Raw genomic sequence first — 22,992 nt, 5'->3', positions numbered from 1 at the left:
TCAGATCAGGCCCTTGAACGGGCCGCTGCCGAGCCAGCGCTCGATCTGGCCCTGCCGGTCATGGCCCCAGAAGGGCTCGCCGTCGACGATGAAGAAGGGCGCGCCGAACACGCCGGCGCCGATCGCGGCCTCGTTGACGGCCTTCAGCTTGTCCTTCCAGACCGGATCGTTCCAGGCCGCCTCGGCCGCGTCGGCATCCAGCCCGCTCTCGCGCGCCAGCGCCTTCAGCGCGGCCGGCTCGTTGAGCGCGACGCCGCGCGTGAAGTAGGCGCGCAGCCCGGCGCGCGCCCAGGCCACCGCGCGGGCCGGGTCCTCGGCCTGCAGCCACCAGAACACGCGGGCGGCGTTCTGCGTCGGCACCGGGAAATTCTCGGGCTGGCGAAAGGGCACGCCGGCATAGGCGGCCGAGCGGGCGAAATCGCGCAGCGCGTAGTCGCGCTTGATCGGATGGGCGACCGGCGGCTTCAGCTCCGCGGCCTGGAAGGTCACGCCCAGCAGGATCGCCTGCCAGGCCACGCGCCGGCCATGGCGCGCCGCCACCGCATCGATCCACTCGGAAGCAATGTAGGCATAGGGCGAGGAGAAGTCGAAGTAGAACTGGATCGGCGCGCGCGGCACCGCGGCGCGCGCGGGCAGCGAGGAGGCGGCCGGGGCCGGCGGGGGATTGGGGAACTCATCGGGCATGCCCGACGGTAAGGCATTCACCCTGCTGGCACAGCGGGGTTTGTTCTGGTTGATGTTGCAAATGAGATGAATTCTCATTTATAGTCATTTCAAACAAGAGCAATCAACCAATGCCTTCCGGGCCCGGGTGGCGGAGTCTTCTCTCCGACGTCAGGGACCGGCTGTTCAGTGGAGGGTGCGACCCGGAATCGGGGAAGCGCAACACTTGCCGGGTGGCACCCTCCCGTTTTTTGCGGCTTGTTTGACGGGCGTGTCCGGCGGATGCGTCCGGCGAGGTCTTCATCAACGCACCAGCCAGCACCGCCCCCCCAGGCGGCAGCCCGTGCCGCCGCCGGCCGGGCATCCCGGCCTCGAGGAGAAACCGGTCTTGCTGCAGAACACGCCCTGCCCCGCCCATCCGGCGCTGGAATGCTGGCGTTGGCTCGCCTTCAAGATCGCCTGCGCGCTGGAGCCGGACAGCCCCGAGCTGCTGGACCGCTACCTGGACGCCGGCGCGCAGCTGCTGCGCCTGGGCCTGATCGACGAGCGCGAACTGGCCGAGCAGACCCTGGACCTGCTGTACCGCAGCGCCTGCGAGGTGCTGCTGCCCTGGCACTGGCGCTGCCAATGTCTGGACAGGCTATTTCTGCCGCTGGAAGCGCTGGCCCGGCTGTCGGGGCAAGATCCGCAACTGCAGGGTCGTGTGCGCTCGCTGCGCGTGCGCCTGGCCTGCACCGAGATGCTGCCCAGCGAGGCACCACCACCCTTTTGACGATCCCGACGAGGAAACGATTCATCATGACAGCAGCCACCCGTATCGAACGCGACAGCATGGGCGAAATGAAGGTCCCGGCCGATGCGCTCTACGGCGCCCAGACCCAGCGCGCCGTGCAGAACTTCCAGATCAGCGGCCCGATGCCGACCCGCTTCATCGCGGCGCTGCTGAAGGTCAAGCAGGCCGCGGCGCGCGCCAATGTCGCCCTGGGCCTGCTGCCGGCCGAGACCGGCGTGGCGATCGAGCGCGCCGGCGCCGAGCTGCTGGCCGAGCCGGACTTCATCCGCCATTTCCCGGTCGATGTGTTCCAGACCGGCTCCGGCACCAGCAGCAATATGAACGCCAACGAGGTGCTGGCGACCCTGGCCACGCGCCTGACCGGCACGGCGGTCAGCGCCAACGACCATGTCAACATGGGCCAGAGCAGCAATGATTCGATCCCGTCGGCGCTGCACATCTCGGCCGCGCTGGCGCTGCACGAGGAGCTGCTGCCGGCACTGCGCGGCCTGGCCGCGGCGATCCGCGCCAAGAGCCAAAGCGATGGCCATCACGTCAAGACCGGCCGCACCCATCTGATGGATGCGATGCCGGTGCGCCTGGGCCAGACCCTGGACGGCTGGGCCGCGCAGATCGAGGCGCAGATCGCCCAGCTGGAAGGGCTACAGCCCCGCATCCAGGCCCTGGCCCAGGGCGGCACCGCGGTCGGCACCGGCATCAACGCCCATCCCGACTTCGCCGCGCGCTTCGCCAAAGAACTGTCCGGCCTGACCGGCCTGCCCTTCACGACCGCGCCGGACTTCTTCGCCGCGATGGGCTCGCAGGACGCAGCGGTCGCGCTGTCCGGCGCGCTGAAGGGTCTGGCGGTCAGCCTGATGAAAATCGCCAACGACCTGCGCTGGATGAACTCCGGCCCGCTGGCCGGCCTGGCCGAGATCGAGCTGGAGGCGCTGCAGCCCGGCTCCAGCATCATGCCCGGCAAGGTCAATCCGGTGATCCCGGAGGCGGTGGCGATGGCCGCGGCCCAGGTCATCGGCCATGACGCCGCGATCACGATCGCCGGCCAGAGCGGCAACTTCGAGCTCAACGTGATGCTGCCGCTGGTCGCGCACAACCTGCTGGACAGCCTGGTGCTGCTGGCCAAGACCAGCACCCTGCTGGGCGAGCGCGCGATCGCCACCTTCACGGTCAACGAGGCCGCGCTGAACCAGGCGCTTGCGCGCAACCCGATCCTGGTCACCGCGCTGAACCCGGTGATCGGCTATCTGAAGGCCGCCGAGATCGCCAAGGCCGCCTACAAGCAGGGCCGGCCGGTGATCGATGTCGCGGCCGAGATGACCGAGCTGTCGCGCGAGCAGCTGCAGCAGCTGCTCGACCCGGCCAAGCTGACCCATGGCGGACTCTGAGCCGCGCTGCAACTGCGTGCCGGCCAGCGGCCCGCTCAGCGCGGAGCTGATGGCCGGCTGGCGCGAGGCGATGGCGATGGGCCGCGCCCAGCTGGAACGCGGCGCGCGCAACGCGGCGCTGTTCCACTTCCAGCGCGCGCTGGCCCAGGCCGAATCGCTGTTCGGCCGCTGGCACAACCATGACGACGCGACCGCCGCGCTGGTGGTCAGCCACCATGGCGTGGCCGATGTGCTGAGCCGGGCCGGCCAGCTCGACGACGCCGCGCGCCGGCTCTGCCATATCCATCTCCTGCTGCAACAGGTCGCCGGCGACGGCGGCCTGCAGCCCGGGCTGTGCGCCGCCGCGGCGCGCCACAGCCGCCAGACCTGGGCCGAACTGGCCCATTTCGATAGCCAGCACCCCGGCGATGCGCGCATCCGCGCCTGCCTGGCAGCCAAGCCCGTCGAGTCCCCCAACCGCTCCACGACCACCTTGCACTGACAGCGCCATGCCGCACATCCTGCCCGCCCTGCCCTATCCCCACGACGCCCTGGAACCCCATCTGGATGCCCAGACCATGGCGATCCACCACGGCCGCCACCACCAGACCTATGTGACCCAGCTCAATGCCGCGCTGCAGGGCACGCCCTATGCGGAGCTGGCGGTGGAGGACCTGCTGCAGCGCTTCGCGCTGCTGCCGCAGGAGCTGCACACCGCGGTGCGCAACCATGGCGGCGGCCATGCCAACCACAGCCTGTTCTGGCTGGTGATGGCCCCGGCGGGCCAGGGCGGCGGCGGCCGACCCAGCGGCGCGCTGGCCACCGCGATCGACGAGCAGTTGGGCGGCTTCGAGGCCTTCCAGAAGGCCTTCACCCAGGCCGCGGTCAGCCGCTTCGGCAGCGGCTGGGCCTGGCTCAGCGTGACGCCCGAGCAGCGCCTGGTGGTCGAGAGCAGCGCGAATCAGGACAGCCCGCTGATGCAGGGCCACCGACCCATCCTCGGCCTGGACGTCTGGGAGCATGCCTATTACCTGCGCTTCCAGAACAAGCGCGCCGACTACATCCAGGCCTTCTACAAGGTGGTCCACTGGCCCGAGGTGGAGCGCCGCTACCAGGCAGCGCTGGCCCAGGCATGAATCCGAGCAGCACCGCCACCGCCGCGTCCGCAGCCCGCCGGATGAACACCCGCCGGGCGATCGGCCTGATCATCGTGCTGCTGGGCGCGCTGCTGCTGCTGCACCAGGGCTGGCACCGCCTGCTGCAGCCGGCGGCCTGGCCCGACGCGATGTGGCCGGCGCTGCAGGCCGGCTGCCTGGCCGCGCTGGCCACCGCCTTCGGCACCCTGCCCGCCCTGGGCACGCGCAGCATGTCGGCGCGCAGCCAGGATGCGCTGATGGGTTTCGGCGCCGGCGTGATGCTGGCGGCCTGCTCCTTCTCTTTGATCATCCCGGGGCTGGAGGCCGCGCGCGCGCATGCGACGCCGGGCGGCGCCGCGGCCCAGGTGGCGCTGGCGGTGCTGCTGGGCGCCTGGTCGCTGATGCTGCTGGACCGCTGGCTGCCGCACGAGCATTTCATCAAGGGCCGCGAGGGCCCGGGCGCGCATGAGGCCGCGCAGCGCCTGCGCCGCACCACCCTGTTCGTGATCGCGGTGACCCTGCACAACCTGCCCGAGGGCCTGGCGATCGGCGTCGCCTTCGCCGGCGGCGACACGGTGGGCGCCGCCACGCTGAGCCTGGCGATCGCGATCCAGGACATGCCCGAGGGCTTCGTGATCGCGGTGGCGCTGATGGCGGTCGGCTACAGCCGGCGGCGCGCGCTGCTGCTGGGCGCGGCCTCCGGCCTGGTCGAGCCGATCGGCGCGCTGCTGGGCGCCTGGGTGGTGTCGCAATGGCAGCCGCTGCTGCCCTGGGGCCTCGGGTTCGCGGCCGGCGCGATGCTGTTCGTGATCAGCCACGAGATCATTCCCGAATCGCACCGCAAGGGCCATGAGCGCTGGGCCACCCAGGGCCTGATGCTGGGCTTCGCGTTGATGATGGTGCTGGACACGGCGCTGGGTTGATTCGGGAGGGCAAGTGCAGGGCATACTGCGCGCCCACAAGAAGGATCCCCGAGGGAGTCGATGAAGAACAAGAGTCCCCACCGGGCAGTCGGCCCGGTGCGCGCGCTGCTGTGCGCCGCCGGCCTGTGGCTGGCCGCCGTGCCGGCGTTCGCGGCCGAACCGCTGCCGCTGGAGAGCATCGCCAGCCTGCCGCGGCTGTCGGGCGTGATGCTGTCGCCGGACGGCCAGCAGATCGCCGCGCTGCTCAACGAGGCCGACCGCACCGTGCTGATCACCCGGCCGCTGCAGGGCACGCCGATGCGCGCGGTGCTGGCCAGCGACAACAAACAGTTCCTGTTCAACTGGGCGCGCTGGGTCAACAACGAGCGGCTGCTGGTCAGCGTGCGCTTCGCCTCGCGGCGCGACTTCGTCGGCACGCAGGAGACGCGTCTGCTCTCGGTCAAGGCCGATGGCAGCGGCCTGCAGAACCTGGTCAAGAGCGATCCCTTCATCGGCAGCGCGGTCGGGCGCGAATATGCGCAGCAGATCCAGGACCGCGTGATCGACTGGCTGCCCGACGACGGCAAGCATGTGCTGCTGCAGCTGGCCAGCGGGCCGGAAAGCGTGCTGCCGGCGGTCTACCGGTTGAACATCGAGACCGGCGAGCGCCGCATGGTGCAGGCACCGGAGCGTCGCGTGCACGAGTGGATGACCGACCGCCAGCACCGCGTGCGCCTGGGCATCCGCGAGCATGAGGGCCGCTACGAGGTGATCGAGCGCGCGCCCACCGGCGGCGACTGGCGCACGCTGTGGGCCTTCGACGGCTTCAAGCGCGACGCGGTCTGGCCGCTCGGCTTCGGCACCGACCCGCAGGAACTCTATGTGCGCGCCAACCACGAGGGCCGCGACGCGATCTTCACGGTGCGGCTGGACCGGCCGGAGCTGCCGCGCAGCCTGAAGCTGGCCCATCCGCGCTACGACATCCGCGGCCGGCTGCTGCGCGCGCCGGCCAGCGGCGCGGTGATCGGCCTGCAGGGCACCCAGGACGAGGAAAGCGGCGCGGCCTCGCGCAGCGAGTTCTGGGATCCGCAATGGCGCGCCCAGGTCCAGGCGATCGACCTGGCCCTGCCGCAGCGCGAGAACCGCCTGATCGCGATCAGCCGCGACGAGCAGCGCTACCTGGTCTACAGCAGCGGCAACGGCCAGCCCGGCGAGTATTTCGCCGGCGACCGACGAACCGGCGACCTGGCCCTGATCGGCCAGGACCATCCGGCGCTGCAGCCCGAGGCGCTGGCCGGCAAGCGGCATGCCACCATCAAGGCCCGCGACGGCCTGGCGCTGAACGCCTACCTGAGCCTGCCGCGCGGCCACCAGATTGAGCGCAACGGCCCGCTGCCGCTGGTGCTGCTGCCGCACGGCGGCCCGCACAGCCGCGACGATCTGGACTTCGACGCCTGGACCGAGTTCCTGGCCAGCCGGCGCTATGCGGTGCTGCAGGTCAACTTCCGCGGCTCCGACGGCTATGGTCACGACTTCGCGGCCGCCGGCCTGCAGCGCTGGGGCCTGGAGATGCAGGACGACCTCAGCGACGCGGTGGCCTGGGCGGTCGGCCAGGGCATCGCCGACGCCAAGCGGGTCTGCATCGTCGGCGGCAGCTATGGCGGCTACGCGGCCCTGATGGGCGTGGTGAAGACGCCGGATCTGTACCGCTGCGCGGTCAGCTTCGCCGGCGTGACCGACCTGCAGGACCTGATCGCCCACGAGGCCCAGTATGTCGGCGGCCGCGCGATGGTGGAGCGCCAGATCGGCCGCGCCTGGGGCGACCGCGAGCGCCTGCGCGCCACCTCGCCGGCGCTGCAGGCCGAGCGCATCCGGGTGCCGGTGCTGCTGGTGCATGGCACGGCCGACCGCACGGTGCCGGTCGACCAGAGCCGCGACATGGCCAAGGCCCTGAAGCGCGCCGGCAAGCCGCATGAGTACCTCGAGCTGGAGGACGGCGACCATTACCTCGGCCGCAACAGCCACCGGCTGCAGTTCTTCCAGGCGCTGGAGCGCTTCCTGGGCGCGCAGCTGACGCCCGCGCGCTGACGGCCCATGCGCCGGCCTCTTTTTCCTTCATCCATCCAGAGGATAAAAGCCGGCCCATGACCCCGGCGACTGTTGCGATCGGCGCCGCGGGCCTATGCTGCGCGGTGTCAGGGAGTCATACGGGGCCGCCATGCCGCTGCACCGACGCGATCTCATCCGGGCCGGCCTGGCCTGGGCGCTGCTGCTGGATCCGGCGCGTGCGCTCGCACGCGAGCCGGTGCTGCTGCGCGTCGTCGGCAGCGCGGATCCGCCGTTCCGCACCTTCGAGCCGGGCCGGCCGCCCGGTGGTCTCTATCACGACCTGATCAACGAGGCGGCCCGGCGCCTGGGCTGGCAGCTGGTGTTCCTGGAGGTGCCCTGGCTGCGCGCGCTGAAGATGCTGGAGGGCGGCCAGGCCGACCTGATCGTCGGCCCACTGCGCAATCCCGAGCGCGAGCAATACCTGAGCTTCGGCAAGGTGGCGCTGCCGGCGGTGGACAAGGTGTTCTACACCCGCCCCGACGCCCGCCCGCTGCACGAGCTGTCCGATCTGCAGGGCCTGACGATCGCGGTGCATCGCGGCAAGCGCTATGGCGGCCTGTTCGACCAGGCGAGCGGCCTGCAGCGGGTGGAGCTGAACGACTACCGCACCGTGCTCGAGATGGTGGCGCGCGGCCGCCTGGACGTGGCGCTGATGCCGGAGCGCCAGGGCGACTGGATGCTGCGCCAGCTGGGCCTCGCCCTGATGAAGCAGCCGCTGCGCCTGGGCGGCGACATCCACCATGTGGCGATGTCGCGCCTGTCACCCTGGCTGGCGCTGCAGGCCGAGCTCGACCAGACCCTGCAGGCGATGAAGGATGACGGCAGCTGGCGCCACATCCTTGATCGCTACTAGGCCGCTAGGCCGATTCCGACACCACCCGGTTGCGCCCCTGATGCTTGGCGCGATACAGCGCCGCGTCGGCCGCGGCCAGCAGCCGCTCGGCCTGCTGCGCCGGCTCGCGCCCGGCGGGCTCCGGGTCCAGCAGGGCCAGGCCGATCGAGATCGTGACAGGGATGCGGGCCGGGCCGGCCTCGATCGGGCGCGCCGCGACATGGGCGCGGATGCGCTCGGCGATCTCGCGCGCCTGCGGGCCGCCGGCCTGGGGCAGCAGCGCGACGAACTCCTCGCCGCCCCAGCGCGCGATCGTGTCGCCGGCGCGCAGCTGGCCCTGGATCGCCTGGCCGACCATGCGCAGCACGATGTCGCCGGCGCCATGGCCATGGCCGTCGTTGATCGCCTTGAAGCCGTCCAGGTCGAGAAACAGGCAGGCCAGCGGATGGCGGTAGCGGCGCGCCTGCGCGATCTCGATCAGGCAGCGATGCTCCAGATAGCGGCGGTTGTGCACGCCGGTCAGCATGTCGGTCAGGCCGGCCAGCTTGAGCCGCTCCTGGTTCAGCGCGCTTTCCAGGCAGACGCCGACGATGCCGCCCAGGCGCTCCAGCAGCTGGGTGCCCGCGTCCGCGGTGTAGCGCTCGGGATCGCTGCTGCCGAAATGCAGCGAGCCGATCAGCTGACCACGGCGCACCAGCGGCAGCAGCGCCACCGAGGCCAGGCCGGTGCCCAGCAGCGGGCCGTGGCGGGCCGCGTCGAAGGGGCCGAGCCGTGGCCGCTCGTCGCCGCCGAACAGGGCCTGCAGCGGCGCGGCCGAGGGCAGCAGGCGCAGCCCGCGCAGATGCATGCCCTCGCGCAGCTCGGCCTCCAGCAGGCGCGCCAGCTCCTGCTCGCGATCCACCAGGGCCAGGCTGCAGGCATCCAGGCCGAAGGCGCGCCGGTACTCGTCCATCAGCAGCTGCAGCAGCTCGTGCAGCGAGCGCGCACCGATCAGGCGATGCTCCAGCGCCTCGAAGCGGCGCATCTTCTCCTCGTTGGCGCGCGCCTCGCGCAGCAGCGCCTCGAGCTGCCGGCGCAATGCGCGGTTCTCGGCCTCTAGCGGGTGGGGCTGCTGCATGGGAAACAAAGATGGGCGGATGGACAAAACCCCGACTGTATCGGCAGGCCGCGACGAAACGCGCAAGGTTTCACGGCCATCGCCCTGTTACGACTGCGCCTGGCCCCCGGCGCGGCCGAAGATCGGGACACAACCAGACCCGCCGGTGAACGACGATGCCGCTGCTGTCCCTGCTCCTGAGCGCCACCCTGCTGGCCGCTGCCACGACGGTGCCCTCATTGACGCCGCTGGAGCAGCGCTGGCTGCAGGGCCTGTGGCCGGTGGTCGCGCATGCGCGTGAGCGGCTCGGCCTGCCGCTGGACATCGTGGTGCAGCCGCAGAGCGCGGCCGGCGCCGCGCCGCTGGCCCTGGGCTTCGTGGCCGGACGCTGCAAGCTGGTGCTGACCCTGCGCGACAACCCCGAGGCCGCGGCGAGCCTGGCGCGCATCCCTGCGCCGCTGCAAGACGGCGCGCTGGAGCTGATGGCCGCGCATGAGCTGGGCCATTGCCGGCGCTGGCTGGACGGCGTCTGGCAGGCCGCGCCGGCCGGCTTCGCCGCGCCGCGCGTGCCCGAGGCGCTGAGCGCCGAGCTGCAGGCCGGCTACCGCGCGATGCGCATCGCGCGCCGCGAGGAAGCCTATGGCGACCTGGTCGGCCTGGCCTGGGTGCAGCGCCAGCGCCCGCAGCAATACGCGGCCCTGCATCAATGGCTGCGGGGCGAACGCGAGCGCGAACTGCAGCCCGGCAGCCATCACGACACCCGGGCCTGGCTGCGCCTGGCCGCGGACCCGGCCCGCCTGGCCGGCGGCGATTCGACGATCTTCGCCGCCGCGGCGCCGCTGTGGGCCGCCGGGCTGGCGCATGAGGATGATGACGAGGAAGAGAACTAGATCAGCGCACGGCCGATCAGGATCTTCTGCACCTCGGACGTGCCCTCGTAGATCTGCGTGACGCGCACATCGCGGTAGATGCGTTCGACCGGGAAGTCGCTCACATAGCCATAGCCGCCATGGATCTGGATCGCGGCGGAACAGACCTTCTCGGCCATCTCGGAGGCGAACAGCTTGGCCATCGCCGCCTCCTTCAGGCAGGGCCGACCGGCGTCCTTCAGCGCTGCCGCATGCCAGATCAGCTGGCGCGCGGCCTCGATCTGGGTGGCCATGTCGGCCAGCTTGTGTTGCATCGCCTGGTGCTCGAAGATCGGCACGCCGAAGGCGACCCGCTCCTTGCTGTACTTCAGCGCCGCCTCGAACGCCGCGCGCGCCATGCCGACGCTCTGGCTGGCGATGCCGATGCGGCCGCCCTCCAGGCCGGAGAGCGCGATCTTCAGGCCCTGGCCCTCCTCGCCCAACCGGTTCGCGGCCGGGATGCGGCAGTTCTCGAACAGGATCTGCGCCGTGTCGCTGGCATGCTGGCCCATCTTGTCCTCGATGCGCGCGACCTGGTAGCCGGGCGTCGCGGTCGGCACCAGGAAGGCGCTGATGCCCTTCTTGCCGGCGGCCTTGTCGGTGACCGCCATCACGATCGCGACATCGCCGTTCTTGCCGCTGGTGATGAACTGCTTGACGCCGTTGATGACGTAATCATCGCCATCGCGTACCGCGGTAGTCTTGAGGCCACCAGCCTCCGAGCCCACATGCGGCTCGGTCAGGCAGAAGGCGCCCAGCATCGCGCCGCGCGCCAGCGGCTTCAGGAAGCGATCCTTCTGCTCCTCGTTGCCGAAGGCCATCAGGATCGAGCAGACCGGACAGTTGTTGACGCTGACCACGGTCGAGGTCGCGCCGTCGCCGGCGCCGATCTCCTCCAGGATGATGGCCAGGGCCAGATAGTCCAGGCCCGCGCCGTCGTACTCGGTCGGCACCGCGACGCCGTAGCAGCCCAGCTCGGCCAGGCCCTTCAGCTCGGCGGCGGGGAAATGGTGCGTCTTGTCCCATTCGGCCGCCTTCGGCGCGATCTGGTCCTGCACATAGGCGCGCACGGCGTCCTGCACCGCGCGGTGATCGTCACTCAGCAGCATGCTTGCGTGTCTCCGTTAGATCTTCTTGATAGGCGCAGCAGAACAGCACGCGCCAGCCCTGGGCCGTGCGGCCCAGCTGGTAGCCGGTGCCGAAGCGCTGCAGCAACTCGCCCGAGGCGCGCCGCAAGCTCCATTCGACATCGGCAAAGAAATGATGGGCGCCCAGCGGCCGCCCCTCTCGCAGCTCGAAGCTCCAGGCATGAGGCCCCAGCTCCGCGTAGACGCGGCACAGCGCGGCCATATTGGCCCGCATCGCGGCCGGTTCGGGCCAGCAGCTCAGGCGTGCCACGCCGTCCGGCGCATCGGCGATGGCGCTGGACTCATGCCACAGCGCCGCGACGGCCGCCGCGTCGCCAGCGTTGAAGGCATCGCGGTAGCGCGCGAAGAAATCGCGCGCCTGATCCGGCGCCAGCGGTGGCGGGGTGTTCGGCACGCCGCTCACCAGGCCAGCGCCTGGCCGTCGTAGTTGAAGAAGCCGCCGCTGTGCTCCGGCTTCAGGGTCGCGAGCACGGTGCGCATGCCGGCGACGCTGGTCTGCACATCGATGTCGGCGCCGCTGCCGCCCATGTCGGTGCGCACCCAGCCCGGGTGGAAGCTGCACAGGCTGGCCTTGCCGGCCAGTTCCAGCGCCGCATCCTTCATCACCGAATTGACCGCCGCCTTGGACGCGCGATAGAGCCAGCCGGCATTGCTTTCGCGCAGGCCGATCGAGCCCATGCGCGAGGACAGGATGCCGATGCGCGCATCCGCCGCCAGCGCGTCGGCCAGCTGCGGCAGCACCCGCATCGGGCCCAGCACATTGGTATGCATCACCGCGTCGAACTCGGCCGCGGTGGGCGTTTCCAGCCCGCCGTGGCGCGGGCCGTAGACGCCGGCATTGATGACCACCAGATCGAACTGGTGGCCATCGATCTGCCAGGCCAGGCCGGAGGCGCTGGCCGTATCGGCCACGTCCAGCTTCAGCGCGGTGGCGCCCAGCGCGCGCAAGGCGGCCAGGGCCTCCTCGCCGCGCGCGGTGGCCACGACCCGATCGCCGGCGACACGGTACTGGCGCACGAACTCAAGGCCGATGCCCCGCGACGCGCCGATGATCAGGACCTGGGCCATTTAGACAAGCTCCACGCCCACGGCCGTCGCCTCGCCGCCGCCGATACACAGCGCCGCGACGCCACGCTTCAGGCCGCGATGCTTCAGCGCGCCCAAGAGGGTCACGATGATGCGCGCGCCGGAGGCGCCGATCGGGTGACCCAGCGCGACCGCGCCGCCGTTGACGTTGACGATCTCGTGCGGCAGCTTGAACTCGGCCATCGCGGCCATCGTGACCGCGGCGAAGGCCTCGTTCACTTCCCACAGGTCGACGCTCTTGGCGTCCCAGCCGTTCTTGGCCAGCAGCTTCTGGATCGCGCCGACCGGGGCGGTGGTGAACCATTCCGGCGCATTGGCATGCACGGCGGTGCCGACGATGCGCGCCACGGGCTTCAGACCCAGCTTGGCGGCATGGCTCTCGCGCATCAGCACCAGCGCGGCGGCGCCATCGCTGATCGAGCTGGAGGTGGCGGCGGTGATGGTGCCGTCCTTCTTGAACGCCGGTTTCAGGCCGGGGATCTTGTCCAGCTTGGCCTTGAAGGGCTGCTCGTCCTTGGCGATCACGGTGTCGCCCGCCTTGCCGGCGATGGTCACCGGGGCGATTTCCCAGGCGAAGCTGCCGTCCTCGTTGGCGCGCTTGCTGCGCTCGGTCGACGAAACAGCGAAGGCGTCCTGCGCCTCGCGCGTGAAGCTGTACTTGGCCACGCATTGCTCGGCGAACACGCCCATGGCCTTGCCGCGCTCGTAGGCGTCTTCCAGGCCGTCCAGCGCCATGTGGTCGTAGATCTGCGCGGCGCCGTACTTGACGCCCTTGCGCGCGAACATCAGATGCGGCGCATTGGTCATCGACTCCATGCCGCCGGCGATCAGGATGTCTGCGCTCTCGGCCTTCAGCGTGTCATGCGCGAACATCACCGCGCGCATGCCGGCGCCGCACATCTTGGACAGGGTCACCGCGCCGACCGATTGCGGCAGGCCGGCCTTCAGCACCGCCTGGCGCGCCGGGGCCTGGCCCTGGCCGGCCATCAGGCAGTTACCGATGAAGGCTTCCTGGATGGCATCGCCGGGGACGCCGGCGCGCTCGACCGCGGCCTTGATCGCGACGGCGCCCAGCTCCCAGGCGGAGAGGCCGGCGAAATCGCCCAGCAGGCCGCCGATCGGCGTGCGGGCGGCGGAGACGATGACGATGGGATCGGACATGGTGTTGCTCCTTGGGTCTTCGATGGAATCTGTTGTTTACTGGATCGGCAGCTCGCGATGCTCGGGCTCCGGAGCCCGCAGCAGCGGCGCGGCCGCCTTGGCGTAGAAGCGCTTGTGCGCCTCGTAGGGAAACACGTCGTGCACATGGCCGGCCAGGATGCGCGCCTTGTGGCTCTGCCAGAAGGCGGGGTCCAGCAGCTCGGCATGCTGCTTCAGGAAGATCTCGCGCACGCCCGGATGGCCCAGCAGGAAGGGGCCGAAGGTCTCGGGAAACACGTCGCGCGGGCCGACCGGCCACCAGACCTCCCCCGAAAGCTCCTCCTCCTCGTTGCGCGGCGCCGGCACCGGGCGGAAGTTGCAGTCGCTCAGGTACTCGATCTCGTCGTAGTCGTAGAACACCACCTTGCCGTGGCGGGTGACGCCGAAGTTCTTCCACAGCATGTCGCCGGGGAAGATGTTGGCGGCCACAAGGTCCTTGATCGCGTTGCCGTACTCGATCACCGCATGCTCCAGCTGGGCCGGCGTGGCCTCCTGCAGGTAGAGGTTCAGCGGCACCATGCGGCGCTCGATGTAGAGATGGCGGATCACCAGGTCCTCGCCGCGCTCTTCCAGCAGGCTGGGGCAGAAATGCTTCAGCTCGGCGATCAGCTCCTCGTCGAAGCGCTGGCGGGGGAAGGCCACCATCGTGTATTCCAGCGTGTCGGCCATGCGCCCGACGCGGTCGTGGGTCTTGACCAGCAGGTATTTGCGCTGGATCAGCTCACGCGTCGTGTTTTCCTTCTGCGGCGGGAAGAAGTCCTTGATCACCTTGAACACGAAGGGGAAGGACGGCAGGTCGAACACCAGCATCACCATGCCCTTGATGCCGGGCGCGATGCGGAACCTGTCGCTGGAATGGCGCAGGTGGTAGAGGAAGTCACGGTAGAACAGGTTCTTGCCCTGCTTCTGCAGGCCCAGCGCCGAGTAGATCTCCGAGCGTGGCTTCCTGGGCATCATCGAGCGCAGGAACTGCACATAGGCGCTCGGCACGTCCATGTCGACCATGAAGTAGGCGCGCGCGAAGCTGAACAGCAGCAGCAGGTCGTCCTCGCCGAACAGCACCGCGTCGATGTAGAGCAGCGAAATAGTTGGCCCCGAGACGCCTTCGGCGTCGCCCCCCGAGGGGTGTTGCTGCGGCTTGGGACGGCCCGGCGCCGCAGCGCCGCCGTCCTTGTGCAGGATCGGCAGCGCGAACGGCGTCTCGGTGAAGCCGTTGATGATCTTGCCGACCAGATAGGCGCCCTTGTTGCGGAAGAACAGGGACGACAGCACCTGGATCTGGAAATTGGTGCGCCAGCGGAACAGGCCCAGCTCGCGCTGCATCGCGTTCAGCACGCAGTCGATGTCGCGGCCCAGGTCCTCGAACTCCGGCTCCAGCTGGAAGTTCCAGACGATGCGCATCAGGGTCTCGCGCAGGGTCTCGCGGCTGGGGTAGTAGGCGCGGTAGGTCGGCTGCGCGGCCGGCTCCTCGTTCTCGATGTACTCGGTCGAGACCGCGGGCCGCACGAAGATGAAGGCGTTGTGGAAGTAGCTGTGGTGCAGGATGCGGGTGCAGACCGAATTGAAGAAGGTCTCGGCCAGCTCCGGCTGCAGATGATTGGTCAGGAGGCCGATGTAATGCAGCTTGACCTGCTGCCAGACCTCCATCGGCAGCGCGCCGGCCTGGAAGCGCGCCTCCAGCAGCTCGACCGCCTCGTCGACCCGCTTGTCATAGAACTCGATGCGCTGCGCCTGCGCGCGCTGCTGGCCATGCCAGTCGGCCGCCTCGAAGCGCGCCTTGGCGGCCGCGCTGGTGGCGCGGAACAGCCGGTAATGCCGGTTGAAGCCGCCCAGCAGCGCCTCGGCGATCTCGAAGGCGCGGGCGTCGGTCAGCTTCTGCGGGAACATGGCCGGCGGTTCGGGGGAGGCGCTAGCGCCGGTCGTAGCGCTGCTTGACCTTGGCCAGCGCGCGCTTGTAGGCCGGTTCCACCTCGTCGGCGCTGCCGGCGGTGATGCTCAGGTCTTCCAGCAGGCCGTTGTGCAGGCCATAGACCCAGCCATGCACCACCACCTCCTGGCCGCGCGCCCAGGCGTCCTGCACCACCGTGGTCCGGCAGGCATTGCGCGCCTGCTCCAGCACGTTGAGCTCGCACAGCGCGTCGACGCGCTGCGCCTCCGGCACGCCCATGATCCAGTCCTGGTGGTCGTTGCGCACGTCCTGCACATGGCGGATCCAGTTCGACACCAGGCCCACGCGCGCATCGGTCAGCGCGGCGCGCACGCCGCCGCAGTTGCTGTGGCCGACCACGATGATGTGCTTGACCTTCAGGTGGTCGACCGCGAACTGCATCACCGACAGGCAGTTCAGGTCGGAATGCACGACGACGTTCGCGACATTGCGATGCACGAACAGCTCGCCCGGCAGCAGGTCCACCAGCTCGTTGGCCGGCACGCGGCTGTCGGCGCAGCCGATCCACAGGTATTGCGGGGTCTGCTGCTTCAGCAGGCGCGAGAAGAAGCCGGGTTCACGCGACTCGGTCTCGGTGGCCCAGCGCTTGTTGTTGTCCAGCAGGTCTTGCAGTTCGTTTGGGGTGTGAGTGCTCATGCCGCCATTCTCCCCGCGCCGGCTGAAACCGCGCCGGAACCGCCGCGATTGGCCGCCCTGACCAGTCGGTCAAACTGCCAGAGCGTCATGCTTCCGCCCATTGGCGCAGCAGCGCCAGCGACACGCCGACGCCGCCGCAGACCTCGACCAGCGGCCGCTTGAAGCGCGCCAGCAGCGGCGCATGCACGTCGACCGCCGCCAGCGCCGCGCCGCAGGCCGGCTCCACCATCACGCGCATCTGCTCGGCCAGGCGCACCGCGGCCTTGCAGGCCTGGTCGTCGCTGACCAGCACGCTGTGCGTCGGATGCAGGCGCGCCAGCCGGAAGGCCTCGTCGGCGACGCGGCGCGCGCCCAGCGAGGTGGCGACCGTGCGGATCTCCGGCAGGGTCAGCGGCTGGCCGGCCCGCAGGCTGTCATGCAGGCTGGCCGCGCCCTCGGTCTCGACCGCGATCACCGGGATCTCGTCCAGGCCATGACGGCGCAGGCCCTGCACGATGCCGGCGAACAGGCCGCCGCCGCCGACCGCGGTGACCACGACATCGAAGTCCAGGCCCTGGTCCAGCACCTCGTCGATCAGGCTGGCATGGCCCTCCCACAGCAGCGGGTGATCGAAGGGATGGACATAGGTGGCACCGCGCTCCTCGGCCAGCGCCTGGGCGAATTCATTGCTGGCGTCCCAGACCGCGCCATGGCGCAGCACCGTGGCGCCGCGCTGCTCGATCAGGCCCTGCACCGCCGCGCTGCTGGTCTCGGGCAGCACGATGGTGACCTTCAGGCCCAGGGCCTGGCCGGCATAGGCCGCCGCGAAGCCGGCATTGCCGCCGGAGGCGCAGATGATCTCCGTGGCACCGTCCTGCGCCGCCTTGCGCACCAGCCGCCCCACGCCGCGCAGCTTGAAGCTGCCGCTGGGCTGCAGCGCGTCCATCTTCAGCCAGACCTCGGGATGCGAGAACTGGCCGGGCGCGGCGCGCAGCAGAGGGGTGTTCAGGTGCAAAGGCTTCATTTACATCGTCTCGGCAAACAGTTCGCGGCCGATCAGCATGCGGCGGATTTCACTGGTGCCGGCGCCGATCTCGTACAGCTTGGCGTCGCGCCACAGGCGGCCCAGCGGGTACTCGTTGATATAGCCGTTGCCGCCAAAGATCTGCACGCCCTCGCCGGCCATCCAGGTGGCCTTCTCGGCGGTCCACAGGATCACCGAGGCGCAGTCCTTGCGGACCTGGCGCACATGGTCCGTGCCCAGCATGTCGAGGTTCTTCGCCACCGTGTAGGCAAAGCTGCGCGCGGCCTGCAGCACGGTGTACATGTCCGCCACCTTGCCCTGGATCAGCTGGAACTCGCCGATGCTCTGGCCGAACTGCTTGCGGTCGTGGATATAGGGCACGACGTTGTCCATCACGCTCTGCATGATGCCCAGCGGGCCGCCGGTCAGCACGGCGCGCTCGTAGTCCAGGCCCGACATCAGCACCTTGGCGCCGCTGTTGACCGCGCCCAGCACGTTCTCGGCCGGCACCTCGACGTTCTGGAACACCAGCTCGCCGGTGTGCGAGCCGCGCATGCCCAGCTTGTCGAGCTTCTGCGCGATGCTGAAGCCCTTCATGCCCTTCTCGATCAGGAAGGCGGTGACGCCGCGCGCGCCCAGCTCGGGCTCGGTCTTGGCATAGACCACCAGGGTGTCGGCATCGGGGCCGTTGGTGATCCACATCTTGTTGCCGTTCAGCAGGTAGTAGCCGCCCTTGTCCTCGGCCTTCAGCTTCATGCTGATCACGTCGGAGCCGGCGCCCGGCTCGCTCATCGCGAGGGCCCCGACATGCTCGCCGCTGATCAGCTTGGGCAGGTACTTGGCCTTTTGCGCGGCATTGCCGTTGCGGTTGATCTGGTTGACGCACAGATTCGAATGCGCGCCGTAGGACAGGCCCACCGAGGCGCTGCCGCGGCTGATCTCCTCCATCGCCACCATATGGGCCAGATAGCCCATGTTGGCGCCGCCGTATTCCTCCGGCACGGTCACGCCCAGGATGCCCAGCTCGCCCATCTTGCGCCACAGGTCCATCGGAAACTGGTCGCTGCGGTCGATCTCGGCCGCGCGCGGTGCTACTTCAGCATCGGCGAAGGCGCGCACCGCGTCGCGCAGCGCGTCGATGTCCTCGCCGAGTTGGAAGTTCAGGCCGGGCAGGTTCATGGATGTCTCCTGGTGCTGGGGCGCGACCGGCCTATGGTACGGACCCGGCTCGGTCTTGCTGTTGACGACTTACGTTTACGTAAACGTCAATTCTAGTGAAGCCGGACCTCGCCCGCCGGTCCGCGGCCCAAAGCAAGGGTAATCCCCAGTCTCGCAGCGCCCGGAGGCTCAGCGCGGCGCATCGAGCAATCGGCGCACCAGCGGATGCGCCACCCGCTTGGCGGTGTCGATCGCGTAGAAATGCTCCCCACCCCGTCGCAGGCGCCGATGCGCTGCAGGCCGTAGCGCTGCGCCAGCTTGTCCTGCACCAGCTCGGCGGCCGGGAACACGCCCATGCCGCTGGCGCCGAGGCGGCCAGCAGGGCCGCGTATTCGAACTCGCCGGCGATGCGCGGCCGCAGCCCATGGCGCTCGAACCATTGGTCGAGCCGGTTGCGTACGCCGGCATGCTGGGTCGGCAGCAGCACCGGCACCTTGCCCATCGAGCGCGGGAAATCGGCCCGCGCCGCCTCCGCCAACTCCGGCGGGCCGTACCAGATCAGCGGCGGGCGGCCCAGCCTGTGGCTGTCGGGCGGCAACAGCGCGCTGCTGATGGTGCTGGCGGCCAGCGCCTCCTATATCGCGGTGCCGGCGGTGCTGCGCCATGCGATCCCAGAGGCGCGACCATGGCTGTACTTCGGCATGTCGCTGGGGCTGACCTTCCCCTTCAACATCCTGCTGGGTATCCCGCTCTATACCGGGATGGCGCAGCGAATGCTCGGTTAGCTCCGGCTCTCGTTCATCAGCTCGATGAAGCGCCGCGCGCCCAGGCCCAGCGCGCGGTCCTTCAGCCAGACCACGTCGACCCAGAGCCGCACCTCGTTGCTGGCGTTCTCGAACTCGATCTGCAGCAGGCTGCCGGCCGCCAGCAGCGGCGCCACCATGCGCCGCGGCAGGAAGGCCCAGCCCAGGCCGGCCTGCACCAGGCTTAAGGAGGCCAGATGGCTGTCGGTGCGCCAGAGCTTGCGCGACAACAGCACCCGCGGGTCGTCGCCGCCCGCGTCGCGCCGCGCCACCGCGATCTGGCGCTGCTCGACCAGTTCCTCCAGCCGCAGCCGCGCCCGCCCGGCCGCAGCGACCGGATGCTGCGGCGCGACCACCGCCACCAGCACCTCGCTGGCGAATTCCTGGAAGGCCTCACGCTCGTTGAAGCCGAAGCGCTCGAACATCAGCGCCAGGTCGATCTCGCCCTCGTGCAGCATCTGCAGCACCGCGGTCTGCGGCGCCGACAGCACGTCCACCTCCAGCGCCGGGAACTCGGCCGCCAGCCGGGCCAGCGGTTCGCTCCAGGGCGCGGACAGCAGCTCGGGCGCGATCGCCAGGGTCAGGCGCCGCTCCAGGCCCTGGTGCAGGGTCAGGGCATGGGTCTGCAGCCGACGCAGGCCCGCCACCAGCTGGCGCGCCTCGGGCTCCAGCGCCCGCGCCACCTCGGTGGGCCGGACGTCGCGGGTGCTGCGCTCGAACAGCTGCAGGTCCAGCTCGGCCTCCAGCTGCGCGATCGCCATGCTGACGGCCGAGGGCACCCGCCCCAGCGCCCGCGCGGCGGCCGAGAAAGAGCCGTGGTCCAGCACGGCCAGGAACAGGAGCAGGTTGTCGCTGTGCAGGGCCATGCGCCCAATTTATCAATGAAATTGAAAACTGTCGACTTTTGCTATCAATTTTCAAGCCTTACGATGCGGGCATTCCGATGACAAACAAGTGAGTTCCCGCCATGCAAGGCATCAAGCGCAAGCTGGTTTATGTGTCCATGTACGAATTCTTCGCGGTCGGCCTGACCAGCATCGGCCTGGTGCTGGCCGGCAGCAACCTCGGCCATGCCGGCGTCGCCGCGGTCGCCTCCTCGGCCATCGCCCTCGGCTGGAACCTGGTCTACAACACCCTGTTCGAGGCCTGGGAGGCACGCCAGGCCACCCGCGGGCGCAGCGTCGCGCGTCGCATCGCCCACGCCCTGGGCTTCGAGGCCGGCCTGATCGTGATGCTGGTGCCGCTGTTCGCCTGGTGGCTGGACGTGTCCCTGCTGCATGCCCTGCTGCTGGACATCGGCCTGATCATCTTCTTCCTGGTCTACACCTTCTTCTTCAACCTGGCCTTCGACCGCGTGTTCGGCCTGCCGGCCTCGGCCCAACCCGCCTAATCAAAGAAAGCGTTCGAGGATCCGTTTCGAGGCCCGGTCCAGCGCGAAGCGGTCCGGCACCAGGAACTGCAGGCCATGGCTGCTGGTGATCATCAGCCGGCCCTCGCCGAGGCGGCGGATGTCCTCCTCGGTCTTCAGGATGAAGCGGGCCGCGCCGCGCTCGGTGTCGACGGTCCACTGGCTGGGGGTCGAGAAGGTCGAGACCTCGCGGATGGCGCGGATCGTCGGCATGAACTCGCGCGCGGCGAACTCGTCCTCCAGCAGTTCGCGGTCCGCCGCCGGCAGCGCGGACAGGCGGTCGATCCAGGCCAGCTCATGGCCGTCGCCGCCGACCAGTGAGACGCCCTCGTCGGGCGCGCTGATCGGATGCGCGCGCACCGGGTTCACGCCCTCATGCTCGCGCCCCTCCAGGTCGGTCAGCACCAGGCGGCCGAAGGGGTTGCGGCGCAGCGAGTGGTAAGGCAGGGCGGCGGACATCAGGCGACCTCCGCCGTGTGGGCGTTCTGGTTGGGGGGCAGCAGCGGCATCTGGTCCTCGGCATCGACACGGCGCGCCTGCGCCTCATACAGGCGCCAGTAGGCGCCCTTCTTGTCCATCAGCTCGTCATGCGGGCCGACCTCGACGATCTGGCCGCGGTCCATCACGACCAGGCGGTCCGCCTTGCGCAGGGTCGAGAGGCGGTGCGCGATCGCGATCGTGGTGCGGCCCTTGACCAGGTTGTCCAGCGCCTTCTGAATCTCCTTCTCGGTCTCGGTGTCGACCGCCGAGGTGGCCTCGTCGAGGATCAAGAGGCGCGGGTCGATCAGCAGCGCGCGCGCGATCGAGATGCGCTGGCGTTCGCCGCCGGACAGGCCCTGGCCGCGCTCGCCGACCAGCGAGTCGTAGCCATGCGGCAGGCGCAGGATGAACTCATGCGCATGGGCGGCGCGGGCCGCGGCGACGATCTCCTCGCGCGTCGCCTCCGGCTTGCCGTAGGCGATGTTCTCGGCGATGGTGCCGAAGAACAGGAAGGGCTCCTGCAGCACCAGGCCGATATGGCGGCGGTAGTCGGCCACGCCGATGCGGCGCAGATCGGTGCCGTCGATGCGGATCGAGCCCTCGGTGACGTCGTAGAAGCGGCAGATCAGGTTCACCAGGGTGCTCTTGCCCGAGCCGCTGTGGCCCACCAGGCCGATCATCTCGCCGGGCTGGATGTCCAGGCTGAGGCCGCGGATCACCGCCCGGTTGCCATAGCGGAAACCAATGTCCTGGATCTCGATGCCGCCCCGGACCTTGGAGAGCGCCACCGGGTTGGCCGGCTCCGGCACATTGGACTGGTGGTCCAGGATGTCGAAGATGCGCTTGGCGCCGGCCGCGGCCTTCTGCGTCACCGAGACGATGCGGCTCATCGAGTCCATGCGGCCGTAGAAGCGGCCGATATAGGCGATGAAGGCGGTCAGCACGCCGACCGTGATCGCGCCGCCGGCCACCAGATAGATGCCGAAGGCCCAGACGACCAGCAGGCCGATCTCGGTCAGCAGCGCGACGGTCGGCGTGAACAGGCTCCAGGTCTTGTTCAGCTTGTCGTTGACCGCCAGGTTGTGCGCGTTGGCGTCGCGAAAGCGCGTGGCCTCGCGCTTTTCCTGCGCGAAGGCCTTGACCACACGGATGCCGGGGATGGTGTCGGCCAGCACGCTGGTGACCTCGCCCCAGACCCGGTCGATCTTCTCGAAGCCGGTGCGCAGCCGGTCGCGCACCAGATGGATCATCCAGGCGATGAAGGGCAGCGGCAGCAGGGTCGCCAGCGCCAGCCAGGGGTTGATCGAGAACAGGATGATCGAGGTCATCACCAGCATCAGCACGTCGGTGATGAAGTCCAGCGCATGCAGCGACAGGAACACGCTGATGCGGTCGGTCTCGCTGCCGATGCGGGCCATCAGGTCGCCGGTGCGCTTGCTGCCGAAATATTCCAGCGATAGCGAGAGCAGATGCTCGAAGGTGGCGGTGCGCAGGTCCGCCGCGATGCGCTCCGAGACCAGGGCCAGGATATAGGTCTTGGCCCAGCCCAGGATCCAGGACAGCAGGGCCGCGCCCAGCAGGCCGCTCAGGTACAGCGCGACCAGCCAGGGGTCGATCTGCTGCCCGTTCTGGAACGGGATCAGCACCTTGTCCATCAGCGGCAGGGTCAGGTAGGGCGGCACCAGGGTCGCGCCGGTCGCGCCCAGCATCAGCGCGAAGCCCAGCAGCAGCTGCCCCTGGTAGGGCCGGGCGAAGCGCCACAGCCGCAGCAGCACCCAGGTGCTGGGCGGCGTGTGCAGCTCGCGGGCGCAGGTCGGGCATTCCTCGCTCTCGGGCGGCAGGGGCGCCTTGCAGCTGGGGCAGAACTCCACGTCCTCGGCCTCGGTGCGGGCCGGTTCGTCGCGTTTTTCAAACAGTTCCTGGAAGCGTTGCGCCTGCAAATTGATTTGCAAGGTGAAACGCCAGGACGCCAGGCGCCGATTCTGGTCCAGCAGCTCCAGGCAGCCGACCCCGGCATGGTCCGAGATCTTCAGCCGCAGCGCCGGGTCCAGCGCCCATTCGGTCCAGGCCCCGGTGGACGGCTCCCAGGCCTGCAGGCGGCGGTCGGTCAGCAGCAGCAGCCCATGGCCGAAGTGCAGCCGGGCGTCCAGGTCAACCTCCAGGCTGCCCAGCACGTTCTCGTCGTTCGCCAGTCGCGCCAGGGCGGATGCCAGTTCCGGGTGCTGGTCCGGCGCCTTTTCGGGATCGAGATGCTGCATTGTTTTGTGTTCTGTCATGAGGGCCTGAGCCGACCGGGGATGCCACCGCGGCGGCGGGTCG

General features: G+C 69.6%; 23 protein-coding genes and 1 pseudogene. 10 read left to right on the top strand and 14 right to left on the bottom strand.

Annotation, left to right across the window (positions count from 1 at the left end; all coding sequences use genetic code 11):
- The gene (locus tag G8A07_RS05440) at positions 1-684 is read right to left on the bottom strand and encodes a 2-hydroxychromene-2-carboxylate isomerase (RefSeq protein WP_249937230.1); all 684 of its coding nucleotides are present in this window, start codon (positions 682-684) and stop codon (positions 1-3) included.
- Positions 685-1,051: 367 nt separating this feature from the next.
- On the opposite strand from G8A07_RS05440, the gene G8A07_RS05435 reads away from it, so the two are divergent.
- The 7 genes from G8A07_RS05435 to G8A07_RS05405 all read left to right on the top strand — a co-directional run bounded on the left by G8A07_RS05435 (position 1,052) and on the right by G8A07_RS05405 (position 7,820).
- A complete protein-coding gene (locus G8A07_RS05435; RefSeq protein ID WP_195796071.1) occupies positions 1,052-1,435 on the top strand; it encodes a FagA protein in 384 nt (127 codons plus the stop codon).
- 26 nt (positions 1,436-1,461) lie between these two features.
- A complete protein-coding gene (locus G8A07_RS05430) occupies positions 1,462-2,841 on the top strand; it encodes a lyase family protein (protein WP_195796070.1) in 1,380 nt (459 codons plus the stop codon).
- Positions 2,828-3,322 carry a hypothetical protein gene (locus G8A07_RS05425; protein WP_195796069.1) on the top strand — a complete coding sequence of 165 codons (495 nt, stop codon included), beginning with the start codon at positions 2,828-2,830 and terminating at the stop codon, positions 3,320-3,322. Before G8A07_RS05430 ends, G8A07_RS05425 begins: the two co-directional genes overlap by 14 nt.
- Before the next feature lie 7 nt (positions 3,323-3,329).
- Positions 3,330-3,956, top strand: coding sequence for a superoxide dismutase (locus G8A07_RS05420; protein ID WP_195796068.1), 627 nt, complete (start codon positions 3,330-3,332; stop codon positions 3,954-3,956).
- Positions 3,953-4,879: a ZIP family metal transporter gene (locus tag G8A07_RS05415; RefSeq protein ID WP_195796067.1), complete on the top strand. Its 927-nt coding sequence runs from the start codon at positions 3,953-3,955 to the stop codon at positions 4,877-4,879. The genes G8A07_RS05420 and G8A07_RS05415 overlap by 4 nt, the downstream gene beginning before the upstream one ends.
- A gap of 60 nt (positions 4,880-4,939) precedes the next feature.
- Positions 4,940-6,946 (top strand): S9 family peptidase, encoded by a 2,007-nt coding sequence (locus tag G8A07_RS05410; RefSeq protein WP_195796066.1) that lies wholly within the window; start codon positions 4,940-4,942, stop codon positions 6,944-6,946.
- Between the two features lie 130 nt (positions 6,947-7,076).
- On the top strand, positions 7,077-7,820 hold the full coding sequence (locus tag G8A07_RS05405; protein WP_195796065.1) for an ABC transporter substrate-binding protein: 744 nt from the start codon (positions 7,077-7,079) through the stop codon (positions 7,818-7,820).
- A gap of 4 nt (positions 7,821-7,824) precedes the next feature.
- Here the strand turns inward: G8A07_RS05405 and G8A07_RS05400 are convergent, their stop codons facing one another.
- Entirely contained in the window at positions 7,825-8,916 is a 1,092-nt protein-coding gene (locus G8A07_RS05400) for a diguanylate cyclase (protein ID WP_195796064.1), read from the bottom strand.
- Between the two features lie 155 nt (positions 8,917-9,071).
- On the opposite strand from G8A07_RS05400, the gene G8A07_RS05395 reads away from it, so the two are divergent.
- Positions 9,072-9,785 (top strand): hypothetical protein, encoded by a 714-nt coding sequence (locus G8A07_RS05395; RefSeq protein WP_195796063.1) that lies wholly within the window; start codon positions 9,072-9,074, stop codon positions 9,783-9,785.
- Here the strand turns inward: G8A07_RS05395 and G8A07_RS05390 are convergent.
- The 9 genes from G8A07_RS05390 to G8A07_RS28255 form a co-directional block, all read right to left on the bottom strand.
- Positions 9,782-10,912 carry an acyl-CoA dehydrogenase family protein gene (locus tag G8A07_RS05390; protein WP_195796062.1) on the bottom strand — a complete coding sequence of 377 codons (1,131 nt, stop codon included), beginning with the start codon at positions 10,910-10,912 and terminating at the stop codon, positions 9,782-9,784. The genes G8A07_RS05395 and G8A07_RS05390 overlap by 4 nt on opposite strands.
- Positions 10,899-11,354: a hypothetical protein gene (locus G8A07_RS05385; protein WP_195796061.1), complete on the bottom strand. Its 456-nt coding sequence runs from the start codon at positions 11,352-11,354 to the stop codon at positions 10,899-10,901. The genes G8A07_RS05390 and G8A07_RS05385 overlap by 14 nt, the downstream gene beginning before the upstream one ends.
- Positions 11,351-12,019, bottom strand: coding sequence for an SDR family oxidoreductase (locus G8A07_RS05380; RefSeq protein WP_195796060.1), 669 nt, complete (start codon positions 12,017-12,019; stop codon positions 11,351-11,353). Before G8A07_RS05380 ends, G8A07_RS05385 begins: the two co-directional genes overlap by 4 nt.
- Positions 12,020-13,198, bottom strand: a complete 1,179-nt coding sequence (locus tag G8A07_RS05375; protein ID WP_195796059.1) for an acetyl-CoA C-acyltransferase — start codon at positions 13,196-13,198, stop codon at positions 12,020-12,022.
- 36 nt (positions 13,199-13,234) lie between these two features.
- On the bottom strand, positions 13,235-15,124 hold the full coding sequence (aceK, locus tag G8A07_RS05370; RefSeq protein ID WP_195796058.1) for a bifunctional isocitrate dehydrogenase kinase/phosphatase: 1,890 nt from the start codon (positions 15,122-15,124) through the stop codon (positions 13,235-13,237).
- A gap of 22 nt (positions 15,125-15,146) precedes the next feature.
- Positions 15,147-15,821 carry a carbonate dehydratase gene (gene can, locus G8A07_RS05365; protein ID WP_195796057.1) on the bottom strand — a complete coding sequence of 225 codons (675 nt, stop codon included), beginning with the start codon at positions 15,819-15,821 and terminating at the stop codon, positions 15,147-15,149.
- Positions 15,822-15,906: 85 nt separating this feature from the next.
- Positions 15,907-16,824 carry a pyridoxal-phosphate dependent enzyme gene (locus tag G8A07_RS05360; RefSeq protein WP_195796056.1) on the bottom strand — a complete coding sequence of 306 codons (918 nt, stop codon included), beginning with the start codon at positions 16,822-16,824 and terminating at the stop codon, positions 15,907-15,909.
- On the bottom strand, positions 16,825-18,003 hold the full coding sequence (locus G8A07_RS05355; protein WP_195796055.1) for an isovaleryl-CoA dehydrogenase: 1,179 nt from the start codon (positions 18,001-18,003) through the stop codon (positions 16,825-16,827). It abuts the gene before it with no gap.
- A gap of 31 nt (positions 18,004-18,034) precedes the next feature.
- A complete protein-coding gene (locus tag G8A07_RS28255; protein WP_371816430.1) occupies positions 18,035-18,520 on the bottom strand; it encodes a hypothetical protein in 486 nt (161 codons plus the stop codon).
- 43 nt (positions 18,521-18,563) lie between these two features.
- On the opposite strand from G8A07_RS28255, the pseudogene G8A07_RS05345 reads away from it, so the two are divergent.
- Positions 18,564-18,767: pseudogene (locus G8A07_RS05345) on the top strand (sodium-dependent bicarbonate transport family permease); the annotation flags it as partial.
- On the opposite strand, the gene G8A07_RS05340 reads toward G8A07_RS05345, so the two are convergent.
- Positions 18,764-19,651: a LysR family transcriptional regulator gene (locus G8A07_RS05340; protein WP_195796053.1), complete on the bottom strand. Its 888-nt coding sequence runs from the start codon at positions 19,649-19,651 to the stop codon at positions 18,764-18,766. The pseudogene G8A07_RS05345 and the gene G8A07_RS05340 sit on opposite strands and share 4 nt — an antisense overlap.
- A 101-nt stretch (positions 19,652-19,752) precedes the next feature.
- Here G8A07_RS05340 and G8A07_RS05335 point away from each other — a divergent pair, with 101 nt between their 5' ends.
- Complete coding sequence (locus G8A07_RS05335) at positions 19,753-20,175, top strand: PACE efflux transporter (protein ID WP_195796052.1); 423 nt, start codon at positions 19,753-19,755, stop codon at positions 20,173-20,175.
- Here the strand turns inward: G8A07_RS05335 and G8A07_RS05330 are convergent, their stop codons facing one another.
- Positions 20,176-20,652, bottom strand: coding sequence for a DUF1854 domain-containing protein (locus tag G8A07_RS05330; RefSeq protein ID WP_195796051.1), 477 nt, complete (start codon positions 20,650-20,652; stop codon positions 20,176-20,178).
- On the bottom strand, positions 20,652-22,931 hold the full coding sequence (locus G8A07_RS05325; protein WP_195796050.1) for an ABC transporter ATP-binding protein: 2,280 nt from the start codon (positions 22,929-22,931) through the stop codon (positions 20,652-20,654). Before G8A07_RS05325 ends, G8A07_RS05330 begins: the two co-directional genes overlap by 1 nt.
- Positions 22,932-22,992: the final 61 nt, after the last annotated feature.

It is taken from the genome of Roseateles sp. DAIF2, assembly GCF_015624425.1.
Taxonomy (GTDB): domain Bacteria; phylum Pseudomonadota; class Gammaproteobacteria; order Burkholderiales; family Burkholderiaceae_C; genus Kinneretia.
Note: the sequence above shows the minus strand (reverse complement) of the source record. Positions and strands in the feature narration are given on the sequence as shown.